This window comes from Streptomyces sp. NPDC001848, from assembly GCF_042891915.1.
In the GTDB taxonomy this organism is placed as follows: domain Bacteria; phylum Actinomycetota; class Actinomycetes; order Streptomycetales; family Streptomycetaceae; genus Streptomyces.
In genome coordinates, this window is record NZ_JBIATP010000009.1 from 307,358 (window position 1) to 330,325 (window position 22,968).

Below are 22,968 nucleotides of genomic sequence, written 5' to 3' on the forward strand. Positions count from 1 at the left end.
GTACACCACGAACGCACAGGGAAGGAGGGACGTCGGGGATGAGCACCAAGGACTTCATCGAGAAGGACTACTACAAGGTCCTCGGCGTCCCCAAGGACGCCACCGAGGCCGAGATCAAGAAGGCGTACCGGAAGCTCGCCCGCGAGTTCCACCCGGACGCCAACAAGGGCAACGCCAAGGCGGAGGAACGTTTCAAGGAGATCTCCGAGGCGAACGACGTCCTCGGCGACCCCAAGAAGCGCAAGGAGTACGACGAGGCCCGCGCCTTGTTCGGCAACGGCGGCTTCCGTCCCGGCCCCGGGGCGGGCGGCTCCTTCAACTTCGACCTGGGCGACCTCTTCGGCGGCCAGGGCGGCGCCGGGGGTGGCTTCGGCGGCGGTATCGGTGACGTCTTCGGGGGCCTGTTCAACCGCGGCGGCGCGGGCACGCGTACGCAGCCCAGGCGCGGCCAGGACATCGAGTCCGAGGTCACGCTGAGCTTCATGGAGGCGGTGGACGGCGCGACCGTACCGCTGCGCATGTCCTCGCAGTCACCGTGCAAGGCCTGTTCGGGCACCGGCGACAAGAACGGCACGCCGCGGGTGTGCCCGACCTGTGTCGGCACCGGGCAGGTGGCGCGCGGCTCGGGCGGCGGCTTCTCGCTGACCGACCCGTGCCCGGACTGCAAGGGCCGGGGGCTGATCGCGGAGCACCCGTGCGAGGTCTGCAAGGGCAGCGGCCGGGCCAAGTCGTCCCGGACGATGCAGGTCCGCATCCCGGCGGGCGTGTCCGACGGGCAGCGCATCCGGCTGCGCGGCAAGGGTGCGCCCGGTGAGCGGGGCGGCCCGGCCGGCGACCTGTACGTGGTCGTGCACGTCAATCCGCACCCCGTCTTCGGCCGCAAGGGCGACAACCTCACGGTGACCGTGCCGGTGACGTTCGCGGAGGCGGCGCTCGGCGCCGACATCCGGGTGCCCACCCTCGGCGGGCCCCCGGTGACGCTGAAACTGCCCCCCGGCACGCCGAACGGGCGTACCATGCGCGCCCGTGGAAAGGGCGCGGTCCGCAAGGACGGCACCCGCGGCGACCTGCTGGTCACCGTCGAGGTGAGTGTCCCGAAGGACGTGTCGGGGAAGGCTCGTGACGCGCTGGAGGCGTATCGCGAGGCGACCGCGGGCGAGGACCCGCGGGCGGAGCTGTTCCAGGCCGCGAAGGGAGCATGACCAGATGGACGGCCGTCGACGCAACCCGTATGAGCTGACCGAGGACACCCCGGTCTACGTCATCTCGGTGGCGGCCCAGCTCTCCGGACTGCACCCGCAGACCCTGCGCCAGTACGACCGCCTGGGGCTCGTGTCCCCGGACCGCACCGCGGGCCGGGGCCGGCGGTACTCGGCCCGCGACATCGAACTGCTCCGCCAGGTGCAGCAGTTGTCGCAGGACGAGGGCATCAACCTGGCCGGCATCAAGCGCATCATCGAACTGGAGAACCAGGTCGCCGCGCTCCAGTCCCGCGTCGCGGAACTCCAGGCCGCCCTCGACGGCGCGGCGGCGGCGATGCGCCAGCGCGAGGCGGCCGTCCACGCCTCCTACCGCCGTGACCTGGTGCCCTACCAGGAGGTCCAGCAGACCAGCGCCCTGGTGGTGTGGCGCCCGAAGCGGCAGCAGCAGACGGACTGACCGGCGCGCAGACCGACCCGCACACAGAGGGGCCCGGAGACTGCTCCGGGCCCCTCTGTGTGCTCAGGGCGCCAGGGCCACCCAGCCGTCGCCGGGCGCGGACTCGGTGCCGTCCGCGTACCCGGCGGTCACCCAGTAGAAGTGGGTCGTGCCCTTGGCGGCGGCGGTGTCCTCGTAGGAGGTCCCCGTCGTGGCGGCCAGCTTCTCGTACGCCTTGGTGTCCGGGTTCCAGCGGTAGACCTGGTAGCCGGTGGCGTCGGTCACCGGTGACCAGGACAGCTCGACGCCCGCCTCGGAGGAATCCGCCGTCAGCCGGACCGGGGAGCCCTCGGGCGTCGCCACGCTCGGCGTCATGTCGACCTCGGTCGCGGTCACGATCTCGGGTGAACGGGTCCACTCGTAGTGCGAGTTCCAGTCGTCGTCGACGGCGTCGACGAAGAAGCACCGCTGCCGGCCGTCCGGGAGCGTGGTGTACGTGTACGAGGTGGTGGCGGTCGACAGCCACTCCACCTGGTGGGCGGAGCAGACCTGCTCCTCCTCGTCGCCCATGAGCTCGCCCGCGTAGACCACGTACCGCGCCAGGTCCGGCGTCGGGTTGGCGTCCCAGTGCAGCTCGAAGCCGTACTCGGTCGGGGTGGCGGTCAGCCCGGTGACGGCGGACGGCGGGGTCTGGTCCCGGCGCCGGCCGCTGACCGCGGCGGACTGCGCGGACTCGTTGCCGGCCGCGTCGACGGCGCTCACGCGGTAGTAGTAGGTGACACCCACCTCGGCCGAGGGATCCCGGTACGACAGCTGGTCCGTGCTGCCGATCCTGCTGTACACCCCGTCCGCGCTCGCCGCCCGGTACACCCGGTACGACGCCGCTTCGGCGACGGCGCTCCAGCCGAGGCCCAGCCCGCCCGTCTCGGAGGTGTCGGTGACGGCCGGATCCCGGGGCACGGCGGGAGCGATCCGGTCGACCGTGGTGACGGCCTGGTCGGCGGTGCCCGTCGACTCGTTGCCGGCCTTGTCGTAGGCGCGGATCTCGTAGTAGTAGGTCGCGCCGTTCACCGGGAGCGTCGAGTCGGTGTACGACGTGGAGGTGGTCGTGACGAGCGGGGTGCTGCCGAAAGAGGCGCCCTTGAGACGGCGGTAGACGCGGTAGCCCGCGAGGTCCATCTCGTTGTTCTTCGCCCAGCTGAGCCTGGCCTTGCCGGTGGTCTGGTCGTAGGAGACCGAAGTGCCGGCCGGGGTCAGGGGCTTGACCGTGTCGACGGTGGCCGACGTGCGCGGTGTGTAGGCGAAGGCGACGTTGGCCGTGCCGGTCCAGTTGACGTAGTCCACCCGCAGGGTGTGCTTGCCGGACGGGATGGTGACGTTGACGGTCTTCTTCTGGGTGGTGGAGACGTTCTTCCAGATGTCGATCCTGCGGGTGCCGTCGAGGTGGACGCGGATGCCGTCCTGGGTGGAGGCGGTGAAGGTGAAGGGGCCGCCCGAGCCGAAGTCACGGGTGAGAGACCAGCGGACGGAGAAGTTGTCCCTGGGCAGGCCCGAAGTGGGCGCGCCCGTGCCCCAGTTCTCGTTGACCGTGCTGTCGCAGTCGGTCTTCTTCGGGGTGCCCGAGAGGCTGGTGTTCGCGAAGAACTGCCGCTTGAACACCGGTGAGGTGCAGGTGGTCGCGGCGGACGCGGGGGTGGTGAGGGCGGCGAGCAGGCCGCCCGCGGTGGCGAGCACGACGGCGGTGGCCGCGGCGGCGGTCGTGCGTCGTCTGGCTGGGTTCATTCGGTCCTCTGATCGGATCGGGACGCGGCAAGGCGTTTGTGATCACGACACGTGAGGCGTGGAAGAGGTTGTACAGGAACTTTACTTTCCGCTGACTCTTCGGGAGGTCGGGCGGCCGACGCCTGTTTGTGGATGGGTGACGGATATCACGTTTCACAGGATTTTGGTGAAGGTCTCGGCGCGGTAAATGAATTGACTGAACGTCAGTTATCGATCGCTCCAGGTGACGGACTGAATCAGCACCAGGCGGGGGCGGGGAAACGGCCGCCACACAACACGCTCTTGGTTTTCACTTGACTCGCACAGAGATCCTGTTGCCATCTCGTTAACCGGTAGTTCTTGACGCTGCCCACCGTCCCCGCGTTGGCTTTCAGCCACCTGGGTCGCAACGCTGCTCCCTCGCCCGGAAGGCACCTGATGTGATTGCTCGTACCACCCGTAGGACCGCTGTGCGTCGTACCGCCATGGCCCTGGCCGCCTCGGCGTCGGCCGTCTCGCTCGCCGCGTGCGGTGTCATCGACGGAGTCGGCGGCAGCAGCAGCTCCGCCACCCCGAAGAAGGGCAACGACATCACGGTCGGTCTCCTTCTGCCCGAGAAGGAGAACCCGCGGTACGACAAGTTCGACTACCCCATCATCAAGAAGCAGGTCGCCTCCCTCACCGACAACAAGGGCAAGGTCGTCTACGCCAACGCCGACGCCGACGCGGCCACGCAGAGCAAGCAGCTCGACCAGATGGTCGCCGACAAGGTGGACGTGCTGCTGGTGGACGCGGTCGACGCCAAGGCCATCGCGCCGGGCGTGCAGAAGGCCAAGGACGCGGGCATCCCGGTCATCGCCTACGACCGCCTCGCCCAGGGCCCGATCGACGCCTACATCTCCTTCGACAACGAACTGGTCGGCCAGGTGCAGGGCCGCGCCCTCATGGACGCGCTCGGCGCCAAGGCGCCGAGCAGCAAGATCGTGATGATGAACGGCTCGCCCACCGACCCGAACGCGGCGCAGTTCAAGGCGGGCGCGCTCAGCGAGCTCCAGGGCAAGGTCAACATCGTCAAGTCCTACGACACCAAGGACTGGAAGCCGGAGAACGCCAAGGCGAACATGGCGGAGGCGATCCGCGCCGTCGGCCTGAGCAACATCGCCGCGGTCTACTCCGCGAACGACGGCATGGCCGGTGCCGTCATCGACGCGCTGAAGGAAGCGGGCGCCGGCAAGGTCCCGCCGGTGACCGGGCAGGACGCGGCGCTGGACGCGGTGCAGCGGATCGTCTCCGGCGAGCAGTACATGAGCGTGTACAAGTCGTACCCGCAGGAGGCCAACAACGCGGCGGAGATGGCCGTGGCGAAGGTCCAGGGCCGTTCGATCGAGTTCGACGCGCTGACCCGTGACCATGTCGACAGCCCGACGGAGAAGAAGATCCCGTCGATGCTCGTGCCGGTGGTCGCCCTCACGAGGGAGAACATCAAGGACACGGTGATCCAGGACGGCATCTACACCGTCAAGGACATCTGCACCGGGAAGTACAAGGCGTACTGCTCCGCGATCGGCCTCCACTGACCCGGCTCCGGGCGTAGCCGGCGGCCGGCGTGCCCGGCCCGTGACCCGGTCCTGCCCTCTGCGGCCCGCGCCCCTCGAAGAGGCGCGGGCCGCAGTCCGTTGCCCGCCCGTGCCGATCGACGGCCCTCGTCAGCTTGGTGCAGCGGAAAGTTCCGGAGGCGGGGCGAAACAGGGAGGTTCGGGGGCAAGGTCGGGCGTGGTGACGAGGGAGCCGTGTTGCGGTGGCGGGCGGCTCCGCGCATAGTTGCGCTGCGAAGGCGTGCGCGGCGCGGCGCGGACGGCGCGCGTCCGTGTGCGTGAGGGAGCCGCCGGCGGGCCGCGTCGCGCGGGACGCGGGAGTCAGGAGTCGTGAGCCAGGGGTGGAAGATGGCCGGGCACGGGACGGACGCGCATCCGCACGGCGCTGACCGGCTCTGCGAGGCCGGGACCCGCGTGTACTCCCGGGCCGTGCGTCGTGGCCGGGTGCCCCGCGCCGACGCGGCGAAGGTGCCCTGCCTGCTGGAGCTGGCGCTGCTGCACCCCGACCCCGACGACATGGACTGGCTGGTGCCGACCGCCCCGCAGGAGGTCATGACGCGGCTGCTGCGCGGTGTGCACGAGGAGGTCTCCGCGAGCAGGGCGCGGGTCGGCGCTGCCGTGGCCGCCGTCGAGTGGTACGCCGGGCTGGACGGTCGTGAGCAGGGCCCCCAGGAGGGCGTGGCGATCCGGGTGCTGGACGGGCTGACGCGGATCCGCGCCGCCATGGACGAGGCGACGGAGCAGTGCACGACCGAGGTGCTGACCGTGCAGCCGGGCGGTATCCGCCGCGAGGACGAGCTGGCCGAGGGCCTGCCGCGGGCGCTGGAGATGCGCCGCCGGGGTGTGCGCATGCGCGACCTGTACACGCATGTCGCCCGGCACGGACAGGGCCTGCACACCTACATGGAGCTGATGGGCGACGCGGCCGAGGCGCGCACCCTGGACGAGGTGCCCGAGCGGCTGATCGTCTTCGACAGGACGGTCGCCTTCATCCCCGCGAACGCGGACCGCACGATCGCGCTGGAGCTGCGCCATCCGGCCATCGTCGAGTACCTGGTGACCGTCTTCGAACGCCTGTGGCGTCTGGCGATCCCGCTCACCTCGCCGCTGCCCGACACGGGCATCGACGGCATCACGCACCGGGAGCGCTCGATCGCGGCGCTGCTCGCCGAGGGCCACCAGGACGCGGTGGTCGCCGAACGGCTGGGCATCAGCGTCCGCACCTGCCGCGCGCACATCGCCCGGCTGTCCGAGACCCTGGGCGCGGCGAGCCGTACGCAGCTCGGGGTACGGATCGCCCAGGCGGGCCTGGACGGTCCGCCGCACGCGCCGGAGTTGCTGCGGGTCACCGCTCCGGGTGTTCCGGAATCCCCGACCGAGCTGTGAGCCGGCTCCCCTACGGGCCGGTCCCGGTTCGGGCTCGCCCGCGTCCCTCGTCGCGGCTTCAGTGCTCCCGCTTCAGGATGCCGGACTCGGCTATGAGGTAGCCGAGTTGGGCGCGGCTGCCGCTGCCCAGGGCCTGGGCCAGCTTGGCGATGTGGGCCCGGCAGGTGCGGACGTTCATCCCCAGCCGGCGGGCGATGGCCTCGTCGACGTGGCCCTCGACCAGAAGCTTGGCGATGGAGCGCTGGATGCCGGTGATGCCGTCGCGGGCGGGTTCGTAGGGCACTTCCTCGCGCAGGGGGGTGGCGCGGCGCCAGAGGTGCTCGAACACCTTGATCAGATACTTGACCAGGCCGGGATGGCGTAGTTCCAGGGCGACCTGCTGGTCGTCGTGCGCCGGAACGAAGGCAACGGTCTCGTCGCAGATGATGAGCCGTCCTATGAGTTCCTCCAGCGTGCGGATCTCCACCTTGCCGCGTGACATGACGTCCACGTACGCCATGGTCCCCAGGCTGTGGCGCACGGTGTGCTGGTAGAGCGTGCGCATGCGCACACCGCGCTCCATGAGGGGCCGGTCCCGCTCGAGGGCCTGCTTCAGGATGTGCTCGCTGCGCCCGCCGCCCGGCTGCACGGTCAGGACCTCGTGGCGGCATTCGGCCGTGGCGAGATTGAGTGCCGCGTTGATGCGATCGGAACCCTCGAGCACGGTGATGGCGTGGGTGGGGGCGGGGGCCAGGGCGCTGAGCGCCATGAACGGCTCGAAGGATTCGGTCAGTTCGATGGAGATCCGCCGACGGTCCAGGATCTCCCGCTCCAGCGGATGCAGCCGTTGGGCGAGCGCGACGGCGGGCGGAACCGGCCGCAACCAGTTCTCGTCGTCAGGATCCGGGTGCAGCAGGGCGAACTCGAGGAGGCAGGGGGCGTCCTTGATCTCCGACCGGGCTATGCGGCCCGTGCTCAACGCGCTCGCATAAAGCTGTGTCCCCTCCTCACAGAGATCGGTAATCGCGTGAGGATGTGTCCCTTTCGGATAGTTATTAGGCAAATCTCCACCCCCCAGGGTCCTGAACATGCAGGAACATGATGCATCGACCCTGTGGCATTGACGTGCCTGAATGAGCCATCGTTCTTCGTGGCACGGGGGTAGGGAACTCGTTGAGTGAGGACGAAGCCGACTATGTACAAGAGAATGCTTCGATCGGCGCTTGCCGTTGCCTTCTCTGCGGCCGTGGTCTTCGGTGCCGGGGCGGGGACGGCGCAGGCGGTCGGCGTCGCCAAGCTGGACACCGGCTGGGGTGCCAGTGAGCCGACCGGGGTCGTCGCGACGCCGGCGGACACCGGTTGGGGGGCGAGCGCGCCCCACGCCGCGACGGGGACGACCTCATGACCACCCCGCCCGACGACCGGTCCTTCCGCCGGGAGATGGCCACCGCCTACCGCTCGGGCTGGCACTTCATCGACCTGGCCACCGCCATCCCCCACAGCGGTGACTCGTTGATGGTGACCGTGTTCGGGGAGCCCGTGGTCGTCACCCGCGACGACGACGAGGACGTGCGGGCGTACCGGCTGCTGCGGCGGCCTCGGGGGGCGCCGCAGCCCGTACGGTGTGCCATCCGGTACGGAATGATCTTTGTGAACCTCGACCAGCGTGACCACCGGCTGTCCGAGGCGGACAGCCCGGACCTGAGCACCATCTCAGCCACCCCCCGCAGTGCCTGACGCGATTCCCCCGTCGTAACAGATCGCTCAGGTGCTTCCCCCCGCAGCGGCGTCACCGTGACCTGAACACGGTGACGCCGCTGCAGTTTTCGGGGGACATCTGCGGACATCGCCCGGATCCGACGGTGGCTGAAACCAGTCGCTGTGCCCGGGTCGGCGATCAGCCGCGCCCCAGCGCCCGGGAGAGCTCGATCTCGATCACCACGCGCGACGGGTTCGGCGCCGGCACCCTGCCGTAGCGCTCGGCGTAGCGCCGCTCCGCCTCCGCGATCCGCTCCGGATCGGTCGAGACGTGCGCGCGCCCCTCCAGCGTGGCCCACCGTCGCCCGTCCACCTGGCAGACCGCCACCGGCGCCCCCTCGGGCCCGGCCGCCGTCACGTGTCCCGCCTTCGCGCTCGCCTTGTTCGTGATCACCCGGGCCAGCCGGGCCTCGGGGTCGTACGTCACTCCGACCGGGACGACGTGCGGAGTGCCGTCCGGGCGCAGGGTCGTCAGTGTGCACAGGTGTCTTTCCCGCCAGAAGGCGAGGTACCCGGCATCCGGTGCGCCGGGGTTCTGGGGGTACGCGGCCATGGAACGGAACCTAGCCGTTCCCCCTCCCGCGCGCCGCCTTGAGTGGAATAGACTCAACTTTGTGTACGTTGACGTAGTCACAGTGGTAGGCAAGAGCTGAGCGCGGCTGACCCGCAGGAGGAGAACGCGAACGTGGACGCCGAGCTGACCAACAGGAGCCGGGACGCGATCAACGCGGCCACCCAACGGGCCGTGTCGGAGGGCCACCCGGACCTCACACCCGCCCACCTGCTCCTCGCGCTGCTCGAGGGGCAGGACAACGAGAACATCATCGACCTGCTCGTCGCCGTGGACGCCGACCAGGCCTCCGTACGGTCCGGCGCCGAGCGCCTGCTCGCCGGGCTGCCCAGCGTGACCGGCTCGACCGTGGCGCCGCCGCAGCCCAACCGCGACCTGCTCGCCGTGATCGCGGACGCGGACAAGCGCGCCAAGGACCTCGGCGACGAGTACCTGTCCACCGAACACCTGCTCATCGGCATCGCCGCGAAGGGCGGCGCCGCCGGGGACGTGCTGTCCCGGCAGGGAGCGGACGCCAAGAAGCTGCTGGACGCGTTCCAGAAGACCAGGGGAGGACGCCGGGTGACGACCCCGGACCCGGAGGGCCAGTACAAGGCCCTCGAGAAGTTCGGCACCGACTTCACCGCCGCCGCGCGCGACGGCAAGCTGGACCCGGTCATCGGCCGGGACCAGGAGATCCGCCGCGTCGTACAGGTGCTGTCCCGCCGTACCAAGAACAACCCGGTCCTCATCGGCGAGCCGGGCGTCGGCAAGACCGCCGTCGTGGAGGGGCTCGCCCAGCGGATCGTGAAGGGCGACGTGCCCGAGTCCCTGCGGAACAAGCGGCTGGTCGCGCTCGACCTGGGCGCCATGGTCGCGGGCGCGAAGTACCGCGGTGAGTTCGAGGAGCGGCTGAAGGCCGTGCTCTCCGAGATCAAGGACAGCGACGGCCAGATCATCACCTTCATCGACGAGCTGCACACCGTCGTGGGGGCGGGCGCCGGAGGCGACTCCTCCATGGACGCGGGCAACATGCTCAAGCCCATGCTGGCCCGCGGCGAGCTGCGCATGATCGGTGCGACCACGCTCGACGAGTACCGCGAGCGCATCGAGAAGGACGCCGCGCTGGAGCGCCGCTTCCAGCAGGTGTTCGTGGGCGAGCCGTCCGTCGAGGACACCATCGCCATCCTGCGCGGGCTCAAGGGCCGTTACGAGGCCCACCACAAGGTGCAGATCGCGGACAGCGCCCTGGTGGCCGCCGCCGCCCTGTCCGACCGCTACATCACCTCCCGCTTCCTGCCCGACAAGGCCATCGACCTGGTCGACGAGGCGGCCTCGCGGCTGCGCATGGAGATCGACTCCTCCCCGGTCGAGATCGACGAGCTGCAGCGTGCCGTGGACCGGCTGCGCATGGAGGAGCTGGCCCTCGACAAGGAGACCGACGCGGCCTCCCGCGAACGCCTGGAGAAGCTGCGCCGCGACCTCGCCGACAAGGAGGAGGAGCTGCGGGGCCTGACCGCGCGCTGGGAGAAGGAGAAGCAGTCCCTCAACCGCGTCGGTGAGCTGAAGGAGAAGCTCGACGACCTGCGCGGCCAGGCCGAGCGTGCCCAGCGCGACGGTGACTTCGACACCGCGTCCAAGCTGCTGTACGGCGAGATCCCGGCTGTGGAGAAGGAGCTGGAGGCCGCCTCGCAGGCCGAGGAGGAGGCCACGAAGAACACCATGGTCAAGGAGGAGGTCGGCGCCGACGACATCGCGGACGTCGTCGCCTCCTGGACCGGGATCCCCGCCGGGCGCCTCCTGGAGGGCGAGACGCAGAAGCTGCTGCGCATGGAGGAGGAGATCGGCAAGCGGCTCATCGGCCAGAGCGAGGCCGTACGGGCCGTCTCCGACGCCGTACGGCGCAGCCGCGCGGGCATCTCCGACCCCGACCGGCCGACCGGGTCGTTCCTCTTCCTGGGCCCGACGGGCGTCGGCAAGACCGAACTCGCCAAGGCGCTCGCGGACTTCCTCTTCGACGACGAGCGGGCCATGGTCCGTATCGACATGTCGGAGTACAGCGAGAAGCACAGCGTCGCCCGGCTGGTCGGCGCCCCGCCCGGTTACGTCGGCTACGAGGAGGGCGGCCAGCTGACGGAGGCGGTGCGCCGCCGCCCGTACAGCGTCATCCTGCTCGACGAGGTGGAGAAGGCGCACCCCGAGGTCTTCGACATCCTGCTCCAGGTGCTCGACGACGGCCGCCTGACCGACGGTCAGGGACGCACGGTCGACTTCCGCAACACCATCCTGGTGCTGACCTCGAACCTGGGCAGCCAGTTCCTGGTCGACCCGCTCAGGAGCGAGGCGGAGAAGAAGGAGCAGGTCCTGGAGGTGGTCCGCGCCTCCTTCAAGCCGGAGTTCCTCAACCGGCTCGACGACCTGGTGGTCTTCTCCGCGCTGACCAAGCCGGAGCTGGAGCGGATCGCGCAGCTCCAGGTCGACCGCCTGGCCAAGCGGCTGCACGAGCGGCGCCTGACCCTGGAGGTCACCCCCGAGGCCCTGGCCTGGCTCGCCGAGGAGGGCCTGGACCCGGCCTACGGCGCCCGCCCGCTGCGCCGCCTGGTCCAGAGCGCCATCGGCGACCGCCTCGCCAAGGAGATCCTGGCCGGCGAGATCAAGGACGGCGACACGGTCCGGGTGGACCGCTTCGGCGACGGCCTGCTGGTGGGACCGGCGACGGGCAAGACGCTGTAGGCGATCGCACGGCTCCCGGGTACTCGACGTACGCCCGCCCGCGTGACCGGTTCGTGTCAGCCGACGGCTGACACGAACCGTCGGGGGTTGCCACCCCCCTCCCCGCATGAGGGAGGATGGCGGAATCCGTACGAAGGGAAGAACACGGTGAGCATCGACCCGTCCTCGATTCCGAATTTCGGGGGCCAGCCCGAGCCGCAGCCGCCGGCGGGCCCCGTGGTTCCGGATCAGGACCTCGTGAAGCAGCTCCTGGACCAGATGGAGCTCAAGCACCTCGTCGACGAAGAGGGTGACCTCGTCGCGCCGTGGGAGCAGTTCCGTACGTACTTCATGTTCCGCGGCGAGGGCGATCAGCAGGTCTTCTCGGTGCGGACGTTCTACGACCGGCCCCACAAGATCGACGAGAAGCCCCAGCTGCTGGAGTCCATCGACGACTGGAACCGGCGCACCCTGTGGCCCAAGGTCTACAGCCACACCCACGACGACGGCACCGTCCGCCTCATCGGCGAGGCGCAGATGCTGATCGGCACGGGCGTGAGCCTGGAGCACTTCGTCTCCTCGACCGTGAGCTGGGTGCGGGCCGCCATCGAGTTCGACCGGTGGCTCGTCGAGCAGCTCGGCCTCGCGGAAGAGGTCGACGACGCCGAGAAGCCCGAGGACGACGGCGAGTAGCCCCGGGCAGAGCCTAGAGGGGAGAGCGGGCCAGCACCACCAGATAGGCCCCATAGACGAACGAGAGCCCGGCCAGCGCGCTCGCCACCACAGCGGCGTGCCACGGCCGGGCTCGCGCTGTTCGCACCAGTGCCCGCGCCACCACGATCAGCAGAGGGAACGCCGGCAGCAGAAATCGCGGCTTGGACTCGAAGAACCCGGAGTCGCCGAGCGCGATCAGCAGCAGGAGGCCGCTGTAGACGACCAGCGGCAACGGGGCCCGGTCCACGACCAGCAGGGCGAACAGCACGGTGCTCACCCCGACGATCACCAGCGCCATCGGAAACAGCAGCCGGGTGCCGTGCAGCAGCATGTGCTCGGTGAAGCCCAGGGCGCCCCGCCCGAAGTCGAAGCGCGAGCCCCACAGCCGCTGCACGGTGAAGTAGCCGCCGAGCGGGTCGCCCCGGCGGCGGCCCACCCACACGACGTAGCCGGTCCAGCCGAGCGGTGCGAGCGCCGCGCCCGTCCACAGCCTGGGGGAAACCTCGCGCCCGCGCCGCCGCCACACCTCCAGGCCGGCCGCCGCGAGGACCGCCGCGGCCACCGCGACACCGCTCGGCCGGGCGAGGCCCGCGAGCGCCGCCAGCGCGCCCGCCCACACCCAGCGGCGGGTCAGCACGGCGTACAGCGACCAGGCGGCGAACGCGGTCATGACGGGTTCCGTGTAGGCCATCGACAGCACGACGGAGTGCGGCAGCAGGCCCCACAGCACGACGAGGACGACGGCCACCGCGGGACCGTACAGCCGCAGCCCGATCCGGTGGATGCCGTGCGCGGCGACCGCGGCCGCCGTCCACGACACCACCAGTCCCGCCGCGCCGCCGCCGAGTGGGACGATCGTGGTGAGGGCGTGGACCAGCTTCGGGTACAGCGGGAAGAACGCCAGGTCGCTGTGGACACCGGTGCGGCCGTGCTGGGTGAACCCGTAGCCGTGGGCGGCGATCCGCAGGTACCAGACGGAATCCCAGGAGCGCCCGAGCAGGAACAGCGGATTCTTGCCCGCAGACCGGGCGGCGACGGCGAGCACGAGCACGCCGCACAGCCGGGCGGCGAGGAACAGCCCGAGGGCGGTGAGGGCCGTGGCGGCGGCCCGCCGCCCGCCACCGGCCGGACGGACGGGGTCACGGTGGCCCGGGCGCTCGGCGGCCGGGGCCGGGATGGTACTGGCGTGGGTCACACCGGAACCATGCGTCGATCATGTCCGATTTGCGACCTTGCGCGTCCGCGCGCCGACGAATTCCCACGCCTGGCACGCCGCACGGTGGACGGGAGGGGCATCGGGCGGGGGAGCGGCGGCCGTGACGTCGCGGGAGCGGCAGTCGTCCGCCCGGAGATGCGGCCGGGGTTCCCCAGGAGTGACAGCTGCCCATCCGCGGACCCGGCCGGGGTCTCCCGAGTGACAGCTGCCCATCCGCGGACCCGGCCGGGGTCTCCCGAAGGTGGCAGACGTCCGTCCGGACGGAGCGGGCCTGTCAGGCCGTCGGCGTCCTCAGGCGGTGGACCCCCTGGCCGTGCGCGGCGGCTACGCCCCTTCCCCGCCGGATGGCGCCTCAAGAGGCACCTGGAGCCCATACCGTCTTGCCGACCGGGCGACGAGGCGTCGACCCCCAGCGCTCGGCCAGGACGTCCACCAGAAGCAGTCCTCGACCGGACGCGCCTTCGGGGTACGACGACGGCGGCGCCGCGGGTACGTGGCCGACGAGGAGTGGATCACCCACGGTCTCGGCCAGTCCTGGGTACCGCTCTCGAAAGACGGCCGGAGCAAGGCCGCGACCTGGAGATCCGGCCGGTCCCCGAGCGTGGGGCGGTGCGCTTCTACCTCGACCATCAGCAGCTACGCAGCGACGAGATGGTCGGGCGACTCGACCGGCACGGGAGGCGATCCATCGGGCCGTGGCCAGGGGCGGCCCTGTGGCCTACGCGGTCCGGCGATGCGGTGGGGGGCACCCAGAGCGCGGCCACGATCCGGTGCCGCCTCAGGCGACGTCCGCCTTGCAGTTCGTGCCCGATGCGCGGACACCGCCGGAGTCGGGTCCGGAAGGTCGAGTCACGTGTTGAGTTGCTCACGGATGAGCATGTCGAGTCGCTGCCATGCAGGGGACGAGGCGTTGACGGTGCCCTGGATGAGGGCGGGGATCTCGGATGCGGCATCCGGTTGGGGCAGTTCGTCGGGTCCGTAGCGTGCTCGGGTCGCCTCAGTGATCCGGCGGGCGAGGTCGACGATGCGGGGGTCGTCGGCGTCAAGGTCGTGCGCCTGGTCGTAGTCGAGGAAGAGCTGCCGCAGCGCAGGGTCGGCCAGGATCTCTTCCTGGTCCTGGAACAGGGTGATCGCCTGGTCCGGGTGGGTGGCGAACACGAGGATCCACAAGTCCCGTTGCAGTTCCACCCATCGAGGGGTGAATCCCCAGCGCGCCAGGTGCTCCAGATGGGTGCCGACCTCGGTGGGCAGCGGTGAAAGCCGCCCGGCGGCGAGTTGGCGCAGGCGCTCCTGGGTTGCCTGCAGGCCGCGGACGCGGGCGGTGAGGTCGTCGTCGATCTCGCGCAGCGCCTGCTGGAACTTCTCGGCGGTCGCTGATCTCAGGTCCCGGATGCGGGCCAGGGGGACGCCGGCTTCGGCGAGGGTCCGGATCTTGATCAGGGCGATGGCGTCGTGCGCGTCGTAGCGCCGGTAGCCGGACGCGTCGCGGCCGGGTTCGGGCAGCAGTCCCTTGTCGTGATAGACGCGAATGGTCTTGATCGACACTCCGGCGTATCTCGCGAGCTGCCCGATGGTGATCACAAGGCCATCGTCCCACTTGACCTTTCCCCAGGGGCAGGGTTGCACCCTGGCGTCATGGCGAACACGAACATCGATCGGGAGACCTTGCGTGAGCTGGCCGACGCCGGCAACGAGTCCGCTTTGGACCGGCTGGCCGACCTCGCCGACGCGGCGGGCGACCTCAAGGAGCTGAGCGAGCTGTTGGACGAGGGATCCATGCGCGCCGGGTTCCTGCTCACTCGACGCGCTGCAGCGACAGGCGACGTGCGCGAGCTGCAACGGATCTGCGACGCCGGGTACGACGACGCCGAGGCCGAGCTGAACCGACTGCTGAAGGCACCGGCCGACGGGCCTCGGGACCGAGAAGCCGAACGGCCGTAGGAGCATCCGGGCCACGGCCGTCGAGTCGGGCCCGAGACCGGAGGCTTTCACGCTGCCCGAGCAACGCGAGACCAGAAGGACCCCGACCGCGGCCCCGGCCCCGTCGCCGGGTGACGTACACCCGCCTGCACGGGGTCCGCCACCTGTTCCCGCCTACGACCTGGGCCAGGACAGACTCTACGGCCACACCGAGCCACACCTCGTTCGGGACGAGGGGGCCGCCGGTTCCGTGAGGCGTCGAAGGCGCCCGACAGCCTCGGTCAGGACGTCATGCCGCTTGCAGAAGGCGAAGCGGACGAAGGGCGCCCCGGCGTCGCGGTGGTCGTAGAAGACGGCGTTGGGGATGGCGACGACGCCCGCGCGTTCCGGCAGGGCGCGGCAGAAGGAGACACCGTCCTTCTCGCCGAGGGGACGGATGTCCGTGGTGACGAAGTAGGTGCCGGCGGGCCGGAAGACGTCGAAGCCGGCGTCCGCCAGCCCGGCCGACAGCAGGTCCCGCTTGGCCAGCATGTCCGCGCGGAAGCCCGCGAAGTAGGAGTCGGGAAGGGCGAGCGCCTCAGCCACCGCGTACTGGAACGGCCCGGACGCCACGTACGTCAGGAACTGCTTGGCCGACCGCACCGCTGAGACCAGCCCCGGCGCCGCCGTCACCCAGCCGACCTTCCACCCCGTGAACGAGAACGTCTTCCCGGCGGAGCCGATGGTCACCGTCCGCTCGCGCATCCCCGGGAACGTCGCCAGCGGCACGTGCTCGGCATCGTCGAACACCAGGTGCTCGTACACCTCGTCGGTGACGACCAGCAGGTCGCGCTCGACGGCCAGCTCGGCGATCGCCCGCAGCTCCTCGCGGGTGAGCACGGTCCCGGTCGGGTTGTGCGGGGTGTTGATCAGCAGCAGCCGGGTCCGGTCGGTGACGGCGTCGCGCAGCTCGTCGAGGTCCAGCCGGAAGCTTCCCTCGGAAGGCCGCAGCGTGACCGGTACGCGCCGGCCGCCCGCCATCGCGATGCAGGCGGCGTACGAGTCGTAGTACGGCTCCAGGGCGACCACCTCGTCGCCCGGCTCCAGCAGCGCCAGCAGCGCCGCGGCGATCGCCTCGGTCGCACCGGCGGTGACCAGGACCTCCGTGTCGGGGTCGTACGTGAGCCCGTACCGCCGCTCCTGGTGCGCGGCGATCGCGGTACGCAGCTCGGGGACGCCGGGCCCCGGCGGGTACTGGTTGCCGCTCCCGTCGCGCAGCGCCCGCACGGCGGCCTCGCGCACCTCCTCGGGGCCGTCGGTGTCGGGGAAGCCCTGGCCGAGGTTGATGGACCCGGTGCTCACGGCGAGGGCCGACATCTCAGCGAAGATCGTCGTCCCGAATTCGGCGAGGCGGCGGTTGAGGAGGGGGCGCGCGCTGGAGGTCATGGCCGCCATCCTGCGCCCAAGCTCCGGGGTTCCTCAACCTCCCCTCAACGGATGAGCAGGCGTTGGCCTCGCCGAAGAGCGCGCAGGCGGCCCATGCGACTGCTGCGGTTGAGTGACGAGGAGTACGGCTCCCCGAGATGTCCCCGATGTGACGAGTCGATTCCTCTTACCTTCTTCTGAGATTCCGATGTGCCGCGCAGCAGGCGGTCGCCTGCGTCCGCCACCCATGGAGGTCATCGAATGAACTTTCGCCCCTGGGTCGCAGCGCCGCTGGTGGGCGCGACCATCGCCCTCGTGGCTCCGGCGGCCGACGTCGCCGCGCAGACGTCCGCACGGCACGCGTCCGGCCCTCTGTGGCTCCACGAAGGGGACGGTGACCACGGGCACCGCAATCCCTGGCGTCACTGCCACAGCCGGCGCCGTGTCGTGCTCATCGACAAGGGTCTGAGGGCGATTCTGACCAATGGCCGGCGCGGGCCCGAGGCTCTCGTCCTCCAGGGCAGCTCGTCCTCCTCGGCCTGGCCGACGGCGCCGTGGGACACCTGGAGCGTCTCGACGTATTTGGACGTGAACTACCCGACCCAGACCACCAACCAGTATGAGTTCAGGATCAGAGGCTTCTTCAGGGTGCATCCGATCTTCGAGGTGAAGGCCTTCGACCGCCACGAGCGGGACTTTCGGTTCCCGGCCGCCCACTGCGTCGACGACGAGGACGGCGGTGACCGCGGTCACCGCGGGGACCGTGGTCGCCCGCATGGTGGTGGACGCGCCGAGGGAAGAGGCTCGTCCGGCTCCGTGGCGCCCCAGGAGGGGGACCACCGTGAGAACGGCGGGAGCGGGCAGGGGAATCCTGCCGGCGGGGGCGCCGCTCCCCCCGGTGCCGCTCCACGTGACACTGCGGCTGCTGCCTGCGGCGTCGGCCTTCTGAGCGTGAAGAACATCCTGATCGCGGCCGGCGGTGTGCTGATGATTCTGGGAATGGCGGCCACGGCCTGGCTTCGCCGTCGTCGTTCTGCCGCGTGACACTCGGCCGGCGCGTGACACTCGGCCGGAACAGCCTCGGCAGCGCCTGCGGTGCGCACCCGCCGACCACCGGCAGGCGCGCACCGCAGGCGTCACTCGTCGTCGAGGGTCTCGGCGGACTGGTCGGAGGAACTGTCGCTTGCGGCGGAGGCCGATGTGCTCGAAGGACTGGGTGTGTTCGAGGGGCTTGCGGTGCCTGAAGGGCTTGCGGTGCCTGAAGGGCTTGCGGTGCTGGCGGTGCTGGAGGGACTGGACGTGGCGGAGGGACTCGGGCGGGGGTCGTGGGGGCAGATCCAATAGGGGCTCTTGATTCCGTAGCTCAGGCCCCACTCCCTGTCGCAGCCGCCCCAGTAGATTCCCACCCAGCCGCAGTAGGGGCCCCCGTAGCTGTAGCAGGGAGGCGTGCGCATCCACGGGCCCGGATCTGGGCTCGTGGATGCCCACGGGCCGGGTTCCGGGCTCGTGGATGCCCACGGGCCGGGCTCCGGGCTCGTGGATGCCCACGGGCCCGGATCCTGGAAGGGCGGCTCGGGTGATGCGGTTTCGCTCGGCGAGATGCCGGAGGCGCTGACCAGGCGGACCTGCGTGGCATCGGAACTCCGGGCCGTCCAGCCCGCGACGGGGAGGAACAGGCCGATGGCCGAGGCGGCAGCCGCCACCGTCGCAGCAGCGGGACCGCAGCGGATCAGACGCATGACTGTTCCTCTCGGCTCTTGTGGTCTGTGGCGGGCCTGGGCGACCTCTGTGCACGGGCTCCACCGCTGTGAGCGCCGGAGCCGAACGTATGGTTTGCAGATCACCCCAGCAACCAGCGAACCGCCAGTCGGGTGGCCCGGCTCCGGGTTTTTCACTCGAAGAGTCCTCCTGAGGGACCCTCAGAACTTGCTCAACTCTGCTTTGGCCGTCCACCGGCGCGGGCATCCCCCGACCACTCAGGACGACTCCAGGCGCCCACGGGGGGCCGCTTCGGGGGATTCGAAAGGGGGACGGCGCCATGGTCACCGGCATCTTTCTGGTCATCGTCGGCGTGGTTGTGGTCGCGCTGCTCGCGTCGGCACGGCGTCGCGCGAAGCAGGGGATGGTGCGGTCGAATGGCCGCTCCGGAGTGCGGACGCGGACGAGTGGGGGGCGCGGCGGCGGCCACCGGGGCAGCCGGGACACCGGGGACAGCAGCTGGTGGGTGGCCGGGGCCGACGGCGGTTCGTCGGGCGGTCACCACTCCGGGGGTCACCACTCCGGCGGTCACCACTCGTGCGGCGGGGGCCACTCCTGCGGCGGCCACTCGTCGTGCGGCGGGGGCGGATGCGGCGGAGGCAACTGACACGGGGCAGTCGAGCTCCGGACGCATCCGGGCCGCGCGCACCGGGTGTCCGCCGGGATCCCTCCCGGCGGACCCCGGCCTTTGCGCTCACCCGTCAACACATCAGCGAAGGACCCCTCTCGCGGGGGAGCGCGACGGCGTATCGAGAGGGCGCTTTACGCGGGACGTGCGCTCATTGCCGCGTCGTGGAGGGGCGCACGGTTCCCACGTCAACGCTCCAGGCGCACGCGGTAGTTGAACAGTTGCGCTGAGGAGCCCTCGGTGGGATGGAAACCCTACGAACTTGGGTAAAAACGCTGTGGCGGCGCCACTGTTCATGATTCCCTCTCAACCACCAAAGCAGCCCGCGGACGCCCTTCGGACACCTGTCCGGCAGGAGTCCCTCCCCACCGGGCCGACCGGACGCATTACCCGACTGGCTGAGCCGGCCTTGTCCCCGGCGCCAGGACCGGGGTGCTCCGGATCACCACTTCTCACTTTGCGTGCTAGCGGAGCCGATCCATGCTCACGACCCTGAACACCTCCTACACCGACACGCGCGCGGCCGATCTGGCCTGGACCCTGGGCCGCGAGCCACTGCCCGCACTCGCCACCCTCGACCTCGAACTCGCAGGTGCCCAGCTGCAGTTGCGCCTCCTTGGCGCATCCCACCAGGTGCTCCTGGAGGAGGAGCGGGGCGTCTGCTCGGAGACGGTGGCGTGCATCGCGGGCTCCAGCACCCCGCTGCCCCTGGGTGTCGCCAAGCGCGTCGGCGACTGGGAGTACGAGTTCGCGGCCCGCGTGGAGGTGCTCTCCCCGGGCAGCTTCGCCGGCCGTGCCCAGGAGCTGCTGGCCCTGGTCTCCGACCACCCCAACGGCCTGGCCGGCGTCTTCCCCGGCAGCCCGCACGCGTTCACCGCGTTGCTGGCCCGGCACCACGAGGGCCAGGTCCACTGGCGCACCTGGCACGCCTACCCACAGGACGGCCAGTTGGTGGCGACCCGGACCCGGGTCGGGGTGAGGCAGCGGACGAAACGACGGGACGACGCCAGGGAGAAGTCGCTCCTGTCGGGCAGGTGAGGACGATCGACGCCCCTTCAGCCGTGGCGGCTGCGCACCACCGGCCTGCCCGGCCTTCGAGGCCGAGGCCGTTCAGGCCGGAGCGGGGGTCTGGGGCCGGCAGCCGCCGACCGGCCACACCACCCCCTGGTGCCGAACAACCCGGCGCCACACGTGTGGGTGACAAAGCTCAGCGCACGTCTGACGTAGCGTTCCGGACGTGATCGATCCGCACGCGCCCGCACCACCCGGCGCCACCGCCTCCTGGGGCGACGGCCGGAGCCGGGCGCGGCTGCCCGTGGGCCCGGGCGCCGGACGGTTCCTGGTCCTCACCGGCGTGTTCGTCTGCGCGGCCTGCGGACTCGTGTACGAACTGGAACTCGTCGCGCTCGCCTCGTATTTGATGGGCGACTCGGTCACCCAGGCCTCGGTCGTGCTGTCGGTGATGGTGTTCGCGATGGGTGTCGGCTCGCTCGCCGCCAAGCGGCTCCGCTGCCGCGCCGCGGCCGGGTTCGGCGCGGTGGAGACGGCGCTCGCACTCGTCGGCGGCCTGAGCGCGATGGCCCTGTACGCGGCCTTCGCCTGGACCGGCGACTGGGACGGCGTCCGGTCCGGTGGCCCGCGCTGCCTGCTGGTCGGGTTCTCCCTGGCGATCGGGCTGCTCACCGGCGCCGAGGTGCCGCTGCTGATGGAGCTGATCCAGCGCATCCGCCGCCAGGACGCGGGCGGCGCGGTCGCGGACCTGTTCGCGGCCGACTACGTGGGCGCGCTCGTCGGCGGCCTGGCCTTTCCCTTCCTGCTGCTGCCGCAGCTCGGCCAGCTGACGAGTGCGCTGCTCACCGGCGCGGTCAACGCCGTCGCGGGTGGCGCCCTGGTGCTCGGCCTGTTCCGGCGCGACCTGTCCCGGCGCGGACGCCGGGTGCTGCTGGTCGCCAACCTCCTCGTCCTGGGCGTGCTCGCCGCGGCGGCCGTTCTCGTCGACGACTTCGAACGGGCCGCGCGCCAGGCGGTGTACGGCGGTCACGTACGGGTCGCGCTGCGCACCGGCGGCCAGGAGGTGGTGCTGACCGGCGGTACCCCCGGACGCCCCCTCGACCTGTTCCTCGACGGCCGCCTCCGTGTCGACGGCCGCGACGAACCCCTCTACCACCAGGCACTGGTGCACCCCGCGATGAGCGGTGGCCCGCACGCACGCGTACTGGTCCTCGGCGGCGGCGACGGACTCGCGGCGCGCGAGGTGTTGCGGCACCCGGGGGTGCGGCGGGTCGACGTGATCGACCCGGACCCGGCGCTGTTCCGGCTCGCCCGTCACGACGCCGCCCTGTCCGCGCTGAACGGCCACGCCTTCGCGGACCCGCGCGTCCACGTCCACGCGGAGGACACGTTCCACTGGCTGAGGCGGACACGGCGGACGTACGACGTGGTGATCGCGGACCTTCCCGACCCGGGTGGCACGGCGAGCGCGAAGCTGTACTCGCAGGAGTTCTACGGCCTGACCCGGCGCGCGCTCGCCACGGGCGGGCGGCTGGTGGTGCACGCGGGACCGGTGACCGCCCGGCCGCGCGTGTTCTGGACGGTGGAGGCGACGATACGGGCGGCGGGCCTCGGCACCACCCCTTACCGCGTCGACGGCCGCGCCCAGGGCGGTACGGCCCGGGCGGCCGGGGGCCGTACCGCCCGGGAGGCCGGGGCGCCGCGAGACTGGGGGTTCCTGCTCGCCGCCCGCACCCGGCCCACGCTGACCCTGGCCCCGCGCGGGCCGTGCCTGGGCGCCCTGACCGGGGCGGCCCTGCGGGCGGACGCGCGGGCGGCGGCGCGGACCCGGGTGCCGGGACTGCTCCCGTCGACGCTCGTGCACCCGAGGTACCAGGAGTGATCATCTCGGCCTCGGCCGTGCGAATCCCGGCATGTCCGGGTGAGGTTCGCGCGCTGCTGGGTAGGCTCGTCAGACATGGAGCATGAGGTGTTCGTCGCGGTTCCCGCCGAGCGGCTGAGCGAGGCGCTGGCCGACCCGGCCCGGGTGGCCGACGCGATTCCCGGGCTCCAGCAGGACGCGGGCTCGGAGCCCCCCGCCGGCCGGCTGAAGGTGCGCGCCGGCGGCCATACGATCACCTACCGCGGTGCCCTGCGCATCGAGGAGCGGGACGACGGCTCGTTCACGGTGGAGGGCGAGGCCGCCGAGGCCCGCGGCACGGGCACGGCGAAACTCTCCCTGGCCCTGCGCCTCACCCCGGCCGAGGGCGGCACCACGGTCACGTTCACGGGAACCGCCACGGCCGACGGCCGGATCACGGAGCTGCCGGGGGAGACGGTGGCGTCGGCGGCGACGCGGCTGCTGGGGCGGTTCGCGGAGAACCTGGGGGAGAACGTGAGGGAGGCGGAGGAGGTCCGTGGGGCGGTGGACGAGCCCGGCCCTGCGTCCGGCCCCCTGGTGGAAGAGGAGGAGCCCGCTCTTCCGTCCGGCACCTTGGACGACGAGGGGGAGCCTGCTCTTCCGTCCGGCACCTTGGACGACGAGGGGGAGCCCGCCCGCCCTCCGTCCGGCACCTTCGACGACGAGGACGCATCCGCCTTCCCGTCCGACACCTTCGACGAGGAACCGCCCGCCGAGGCGGCGCACGCGCGTCGCACGATGATCGGCCGCAGCGCCGAGGAGGTCGACCACGCGCCCCCGCGCGGCCGCTACGCCCCGGTCCCGCCCCCGGAAGCCGCGGCGGCCACCGCCACCCTCCGCTGGGCGGCCCCGGCGGCGGCCCTGCTCGTGGCATCGGCGATCGTGGCGGGCCGGCTGCTGCGGCGGCGGCGCTGAGGGCCACGGGCAGGCCCCCGAGCCACCGTCGCACGATGATCGGCCGCAGCGCCGAGGAGGTCGACCACGCGCCCCCGCGCGGCCGCTACGCCCCGGTCCCGCCCCCGGAAGCCGCGGCGGCCA

The 22,968-nt window shown here is 71.3% G+C and carries 19 protein-coding genes and 1 pseudogene; 13 read left to right on the plus strand and 7 right to left on the minus strand.

Translation table 11 applies throughout. From position 1 onward, the window contains the following. Nucleotides 1–38: 38 nt before the first annotated feature. Nucleotides 39–1,202: a molecular chaperone DnaJ gene (gene dnaJ / locus ACFYZJ_RS20795; protein WP_388570151.1), complete on the plus strand. Its 1,164-nt coding sequence runs from the start codon at nucleotides 39–41 to the stop codon at nucleotides 1,200–1,202. A 4-nt stretch (nucleotides 1,203–1,206) separates the two neighbouring features. After that, complete coding sequence (locus tag ACFYZJ_RS20800) at nucleotides 1,207–1,659, plus strand: heat shock protein transcriptional repressor HspR (RefSeq protein WP_388570153.1); 453 nt, start codon at nucleotides 1,207–1,209, stop codon at nucleotides 1,657–1,659. Nucleotides 1,660–1,722: 63 nt separating this feature from the next. Here the strand turns inward: ACFYZJ_RS20800 and ACFYZJ_RS20805 are convergent, their stop codons facing one another. Then, nucleotides 1,723–3,420, minus strand: coding sequence for a PA14 domain-containing protein (locus ACFYZJ_RS20805; protein ID WP_388570155.1), 1,698 nt, complete (start codon nucleotides 3,418–3,420; stop codon nucleotides 1,723–1,725). A gap of 449 nt (nucleotides 3,421–3,869) precedes the next feature. Here ACFYZJ_RS20805 and ACFYZJ_RS20810 point away from each other — a divergent pair, with 449 nt between their 5' ends. Continuing rightward, nucleotides 3,870–4,976, plus strand: a complete 1,107-nt coding sequence (locus ACFYZJ_RS20810; protein ID WP_388570157.1) for a sugar ABC transporter substrate-binding protein — start codon at nucleotides 3,870–3,872, stop codon at nucleotides 4,974–4,976. A gap of 366 nt (nucleotides 4,977–5,342) precedes the next feature. Next, complete coding sequence (locus ACFYZJ_RS20815) at nucleotides 5,343–6,380, plus strand: LuxR C-terminal-related transcriptional regulator (RefSeq protein ID WP_388570322.1); 1,038 nt, start codon at nucleotides 5,343–5,345, stop codon at nucleotides 6,378–6,380. Nucleotides 6,381–6,438: 58 nt separating this feature from the next. Here ACFYZJ_RS20815 and ACFYZJ_RS20820 read toward each other — a convergent pair whose 3' ends face one another. After that, on the minus strand, nucleotides 6,439–7,449 hold the full coding sequence (locus tag ACFYZJ_RS20820) for a helix-turn-helix transcriptional regulator (protein WP_388570160.1): 1,011 nt from the start codon (nucleotides 7,447–7,449) through the stop codon (nucleotides 6,439–6,441). 156 nt (nucleotides 7,450–7,605) lie between these two features. Between ACFYZJ_RS20820 and ACFYZJ_RS20825 the strand changes: the two genes are divergently transcribed. Continuing rightward, complete coding sequence (locus ACFYZJ_RS20825; protein ID WP_388570163.1) at nucleotides 7,606–7,764, plus strand: hypothetical protein; 159 nt, start codon at nucleotides 7,606–7,608, stop codon at nucleotides 7,762–7,764. Continuing rightward, on the plus strand, nucleotides 7,761–8,096 hold the full coding sequence (locus ACFYZJ_RS20830; RefSeq protein ID WP_388570166.1) for a hypothetical protein: 336 nt from the start codon (nucleotides 7,761–7,763) through the stop codon (nucleotides 8,094–8,096). The genes ACFYZJ_RS20825 and ACFYZJ_RS20830 overlap by 4 nt, the downstream gene beginning before the upstream one ends. Nucleotides 8,097–8,256: 160 nt before the next feature. Here ACFYZJ_RS20830 and ACFYZJ_RS20835 read toward each other — a convergent pair whose 3' ends face one another. After that, entirely contained in the window at nucleotides 8,257–8,670 is a 414-nt protein-coding gene (locus ACFYZJ_RS20835; RefSeq protein ID WP_388570168.1) for a pyridoxamine 5'-phosphate oxidase family protein, read from the minus strand. 132 nt (nucleotides 8,671–8,802) lie between these two features. Here ACFYZJ_RS20835 and clpB point away from each other — a divergent pair, with 132 nt between their 5' ends. Then, entirely contained in the window at nucleotides 8,803–11,400 is a 2,598-nt protein-coding gene (clpB, locus tag ACFYZJ_RS20840) for an ATP-dependent chaperone ClpB (protein ID WP_388570171.1), read from the plus strand. Between the two features lie 147 nt (nucleotides 11,401–11,547). Further along, complete coding sequence (locus tag ACFYZJ_RS20845) at nucleotides 11,548–12,072, plus strand: YbjN domain-containing protein (protein ID WP_103837862.1); 525 nt, start codon at nucleotides 11,548–11,550, stop codon at nucleotides 12,070–12,072. A gap of 13 nt (nucleotides 12,073–12,085) precedes the next feature. On the opposite strand, the gene ACFYZJ_RS20850 is transcribed toward ACFYZJ_RS20845, so the two are convergent. The 3 genes and pseudogenes from ACFYZJ_RS20850 to ACFYZJ_RS20860 form a co-directional block, all read right to left on the minus strand. After that, complete coding sequence (locus tag ACFYZJ_RS20850) at nucleotides 12,086–13,288, minus strand: mannosyltransferase family protein (protein WP_388570174.1); 1,203 nt, start codon at nucleotides 13,286–13,288, stop codon at nucleotides 12,086–12,088. Nucleotides 13,289–13,661: 373 nt separating this feature from the next. Next, nucleotides 13,662–13,796, minus strand: a pseudogene (locus tag ACFYZJ_RS20855) (ATP-binding protein); the annotation flags it as partial. Nucleotides 13,797–14,158: 362 nt separating this feature from the next. Further along, entirely contained in the window at nucleotides 14,159–14,890 is a 732-nt protein-coding gene (locus ACFYZJ_RS20860) for a MerR family transcriptional regulator (RefSeq protein ID WP_388570177.1), read from the minus strand. 54 nt (nucleotides 14,891–14,944) lie between these two features. Between ACFYZJ_RS20860 and ACFYZJ_RS20865 the strand changes: the two genes are divergently transcribed. Continuing rightward, nucleotides 14,945–15,250, plus strand: coding sequence for a hypothetical protein (locus ACFYZJ_RS20865; RefSeq protein WP_388570180.1), 306 nt, complete (start codon nucleotides 14,945–14,947; stop codon nucleotides 15,248–15,250). Between the two features lie 177 nt (nucleotides 15,251–15,427). Here ACFYZJ_RS20865 and ACFYZJ_RS20870 read toward each other — a convergent pair whose 3' ends face one another. Beyond that, nucleotides 15,428–16,663, minus strand: a complete 1,236-nt coding sequence (locus tag ACFYZJ_RS20870) for a pyridoxal phosphate-dependent aminotransferase (protein ID WP_388570183.1) — start codon at nucleotides 16,661–16,663, stop codon at nucleotides 15,428–15,430. A 231-nt stretch (nucleotides 16,664–16,894) separates the two neighbouring features. Between ACFYZJ_RS20870 and ACFYZJ_RS20875 the strand changes: the two genes are divergently transcribed. The 4 genes from ACFYZJ_RS20875 to ACFYZJ_RS20890 all read left to right on the plus strand — a co-directional run bounded on the left by ACFYZJ_RS20875 (nucleotide 16,895) and on the right by ACFYZJ_RS20890 (nucleotide 22,845). Then, nucleotides 16,895–17,677: a hypothetical protein gene (locus ACFYZJ_RS20875; protein ID WP_388570186.1), complete on the plus strand. Its 783-nt coding sequence runs from the start codon at nucleotides 16,895–16,897 to the stop codon at nucleotides 17,675–17,677. 1,822 nt (nucleotides 17,678–19,499) lie between these two features. Beyond that, nucleotides 19,500–20,057, plus strand: a complete 558-nt coding sequence (locus ACFYZJ_RS20880) for a DUF2617 family protein (protein ID WP_388570189.1) — start codon at nucleotides 19,500–19,502, stop codon at nucleotides 20,055–20,057. Nucleotides 20,058–20,256: 199 nt separating this feature from the next. Continuing rightward, nucleotides 20,257–21,912 carry a polyamine aminopropyltransferase gene (locus tag ACFYZJ_RS20885; protein ID WP_388570192.1) on the plus strand — a complete coding sequence of 552 codons (1,656 nt, stop codon included), beginning with the start codon at nucleotides 20,257–20,259 and terminating at the stop codon, nucleotides 21,910–21,912. Between the two features lie 75 nt (nucleotides 21,913–21,987). Then, on the plus strand, nucleotides 21,988–22,845 hold the full coding sequence (locus tag ACFYZJ_RS20890) for an SRPBCC family protein (RefSeq protein WP_388570195.1): 858 nt from the start codon (nucleotides 21,988–21,990) through the stop codon (nucleotides 22,843–22,845). Nucleotides 22,846–22,968: the final 123 nt, after the last annotated feature.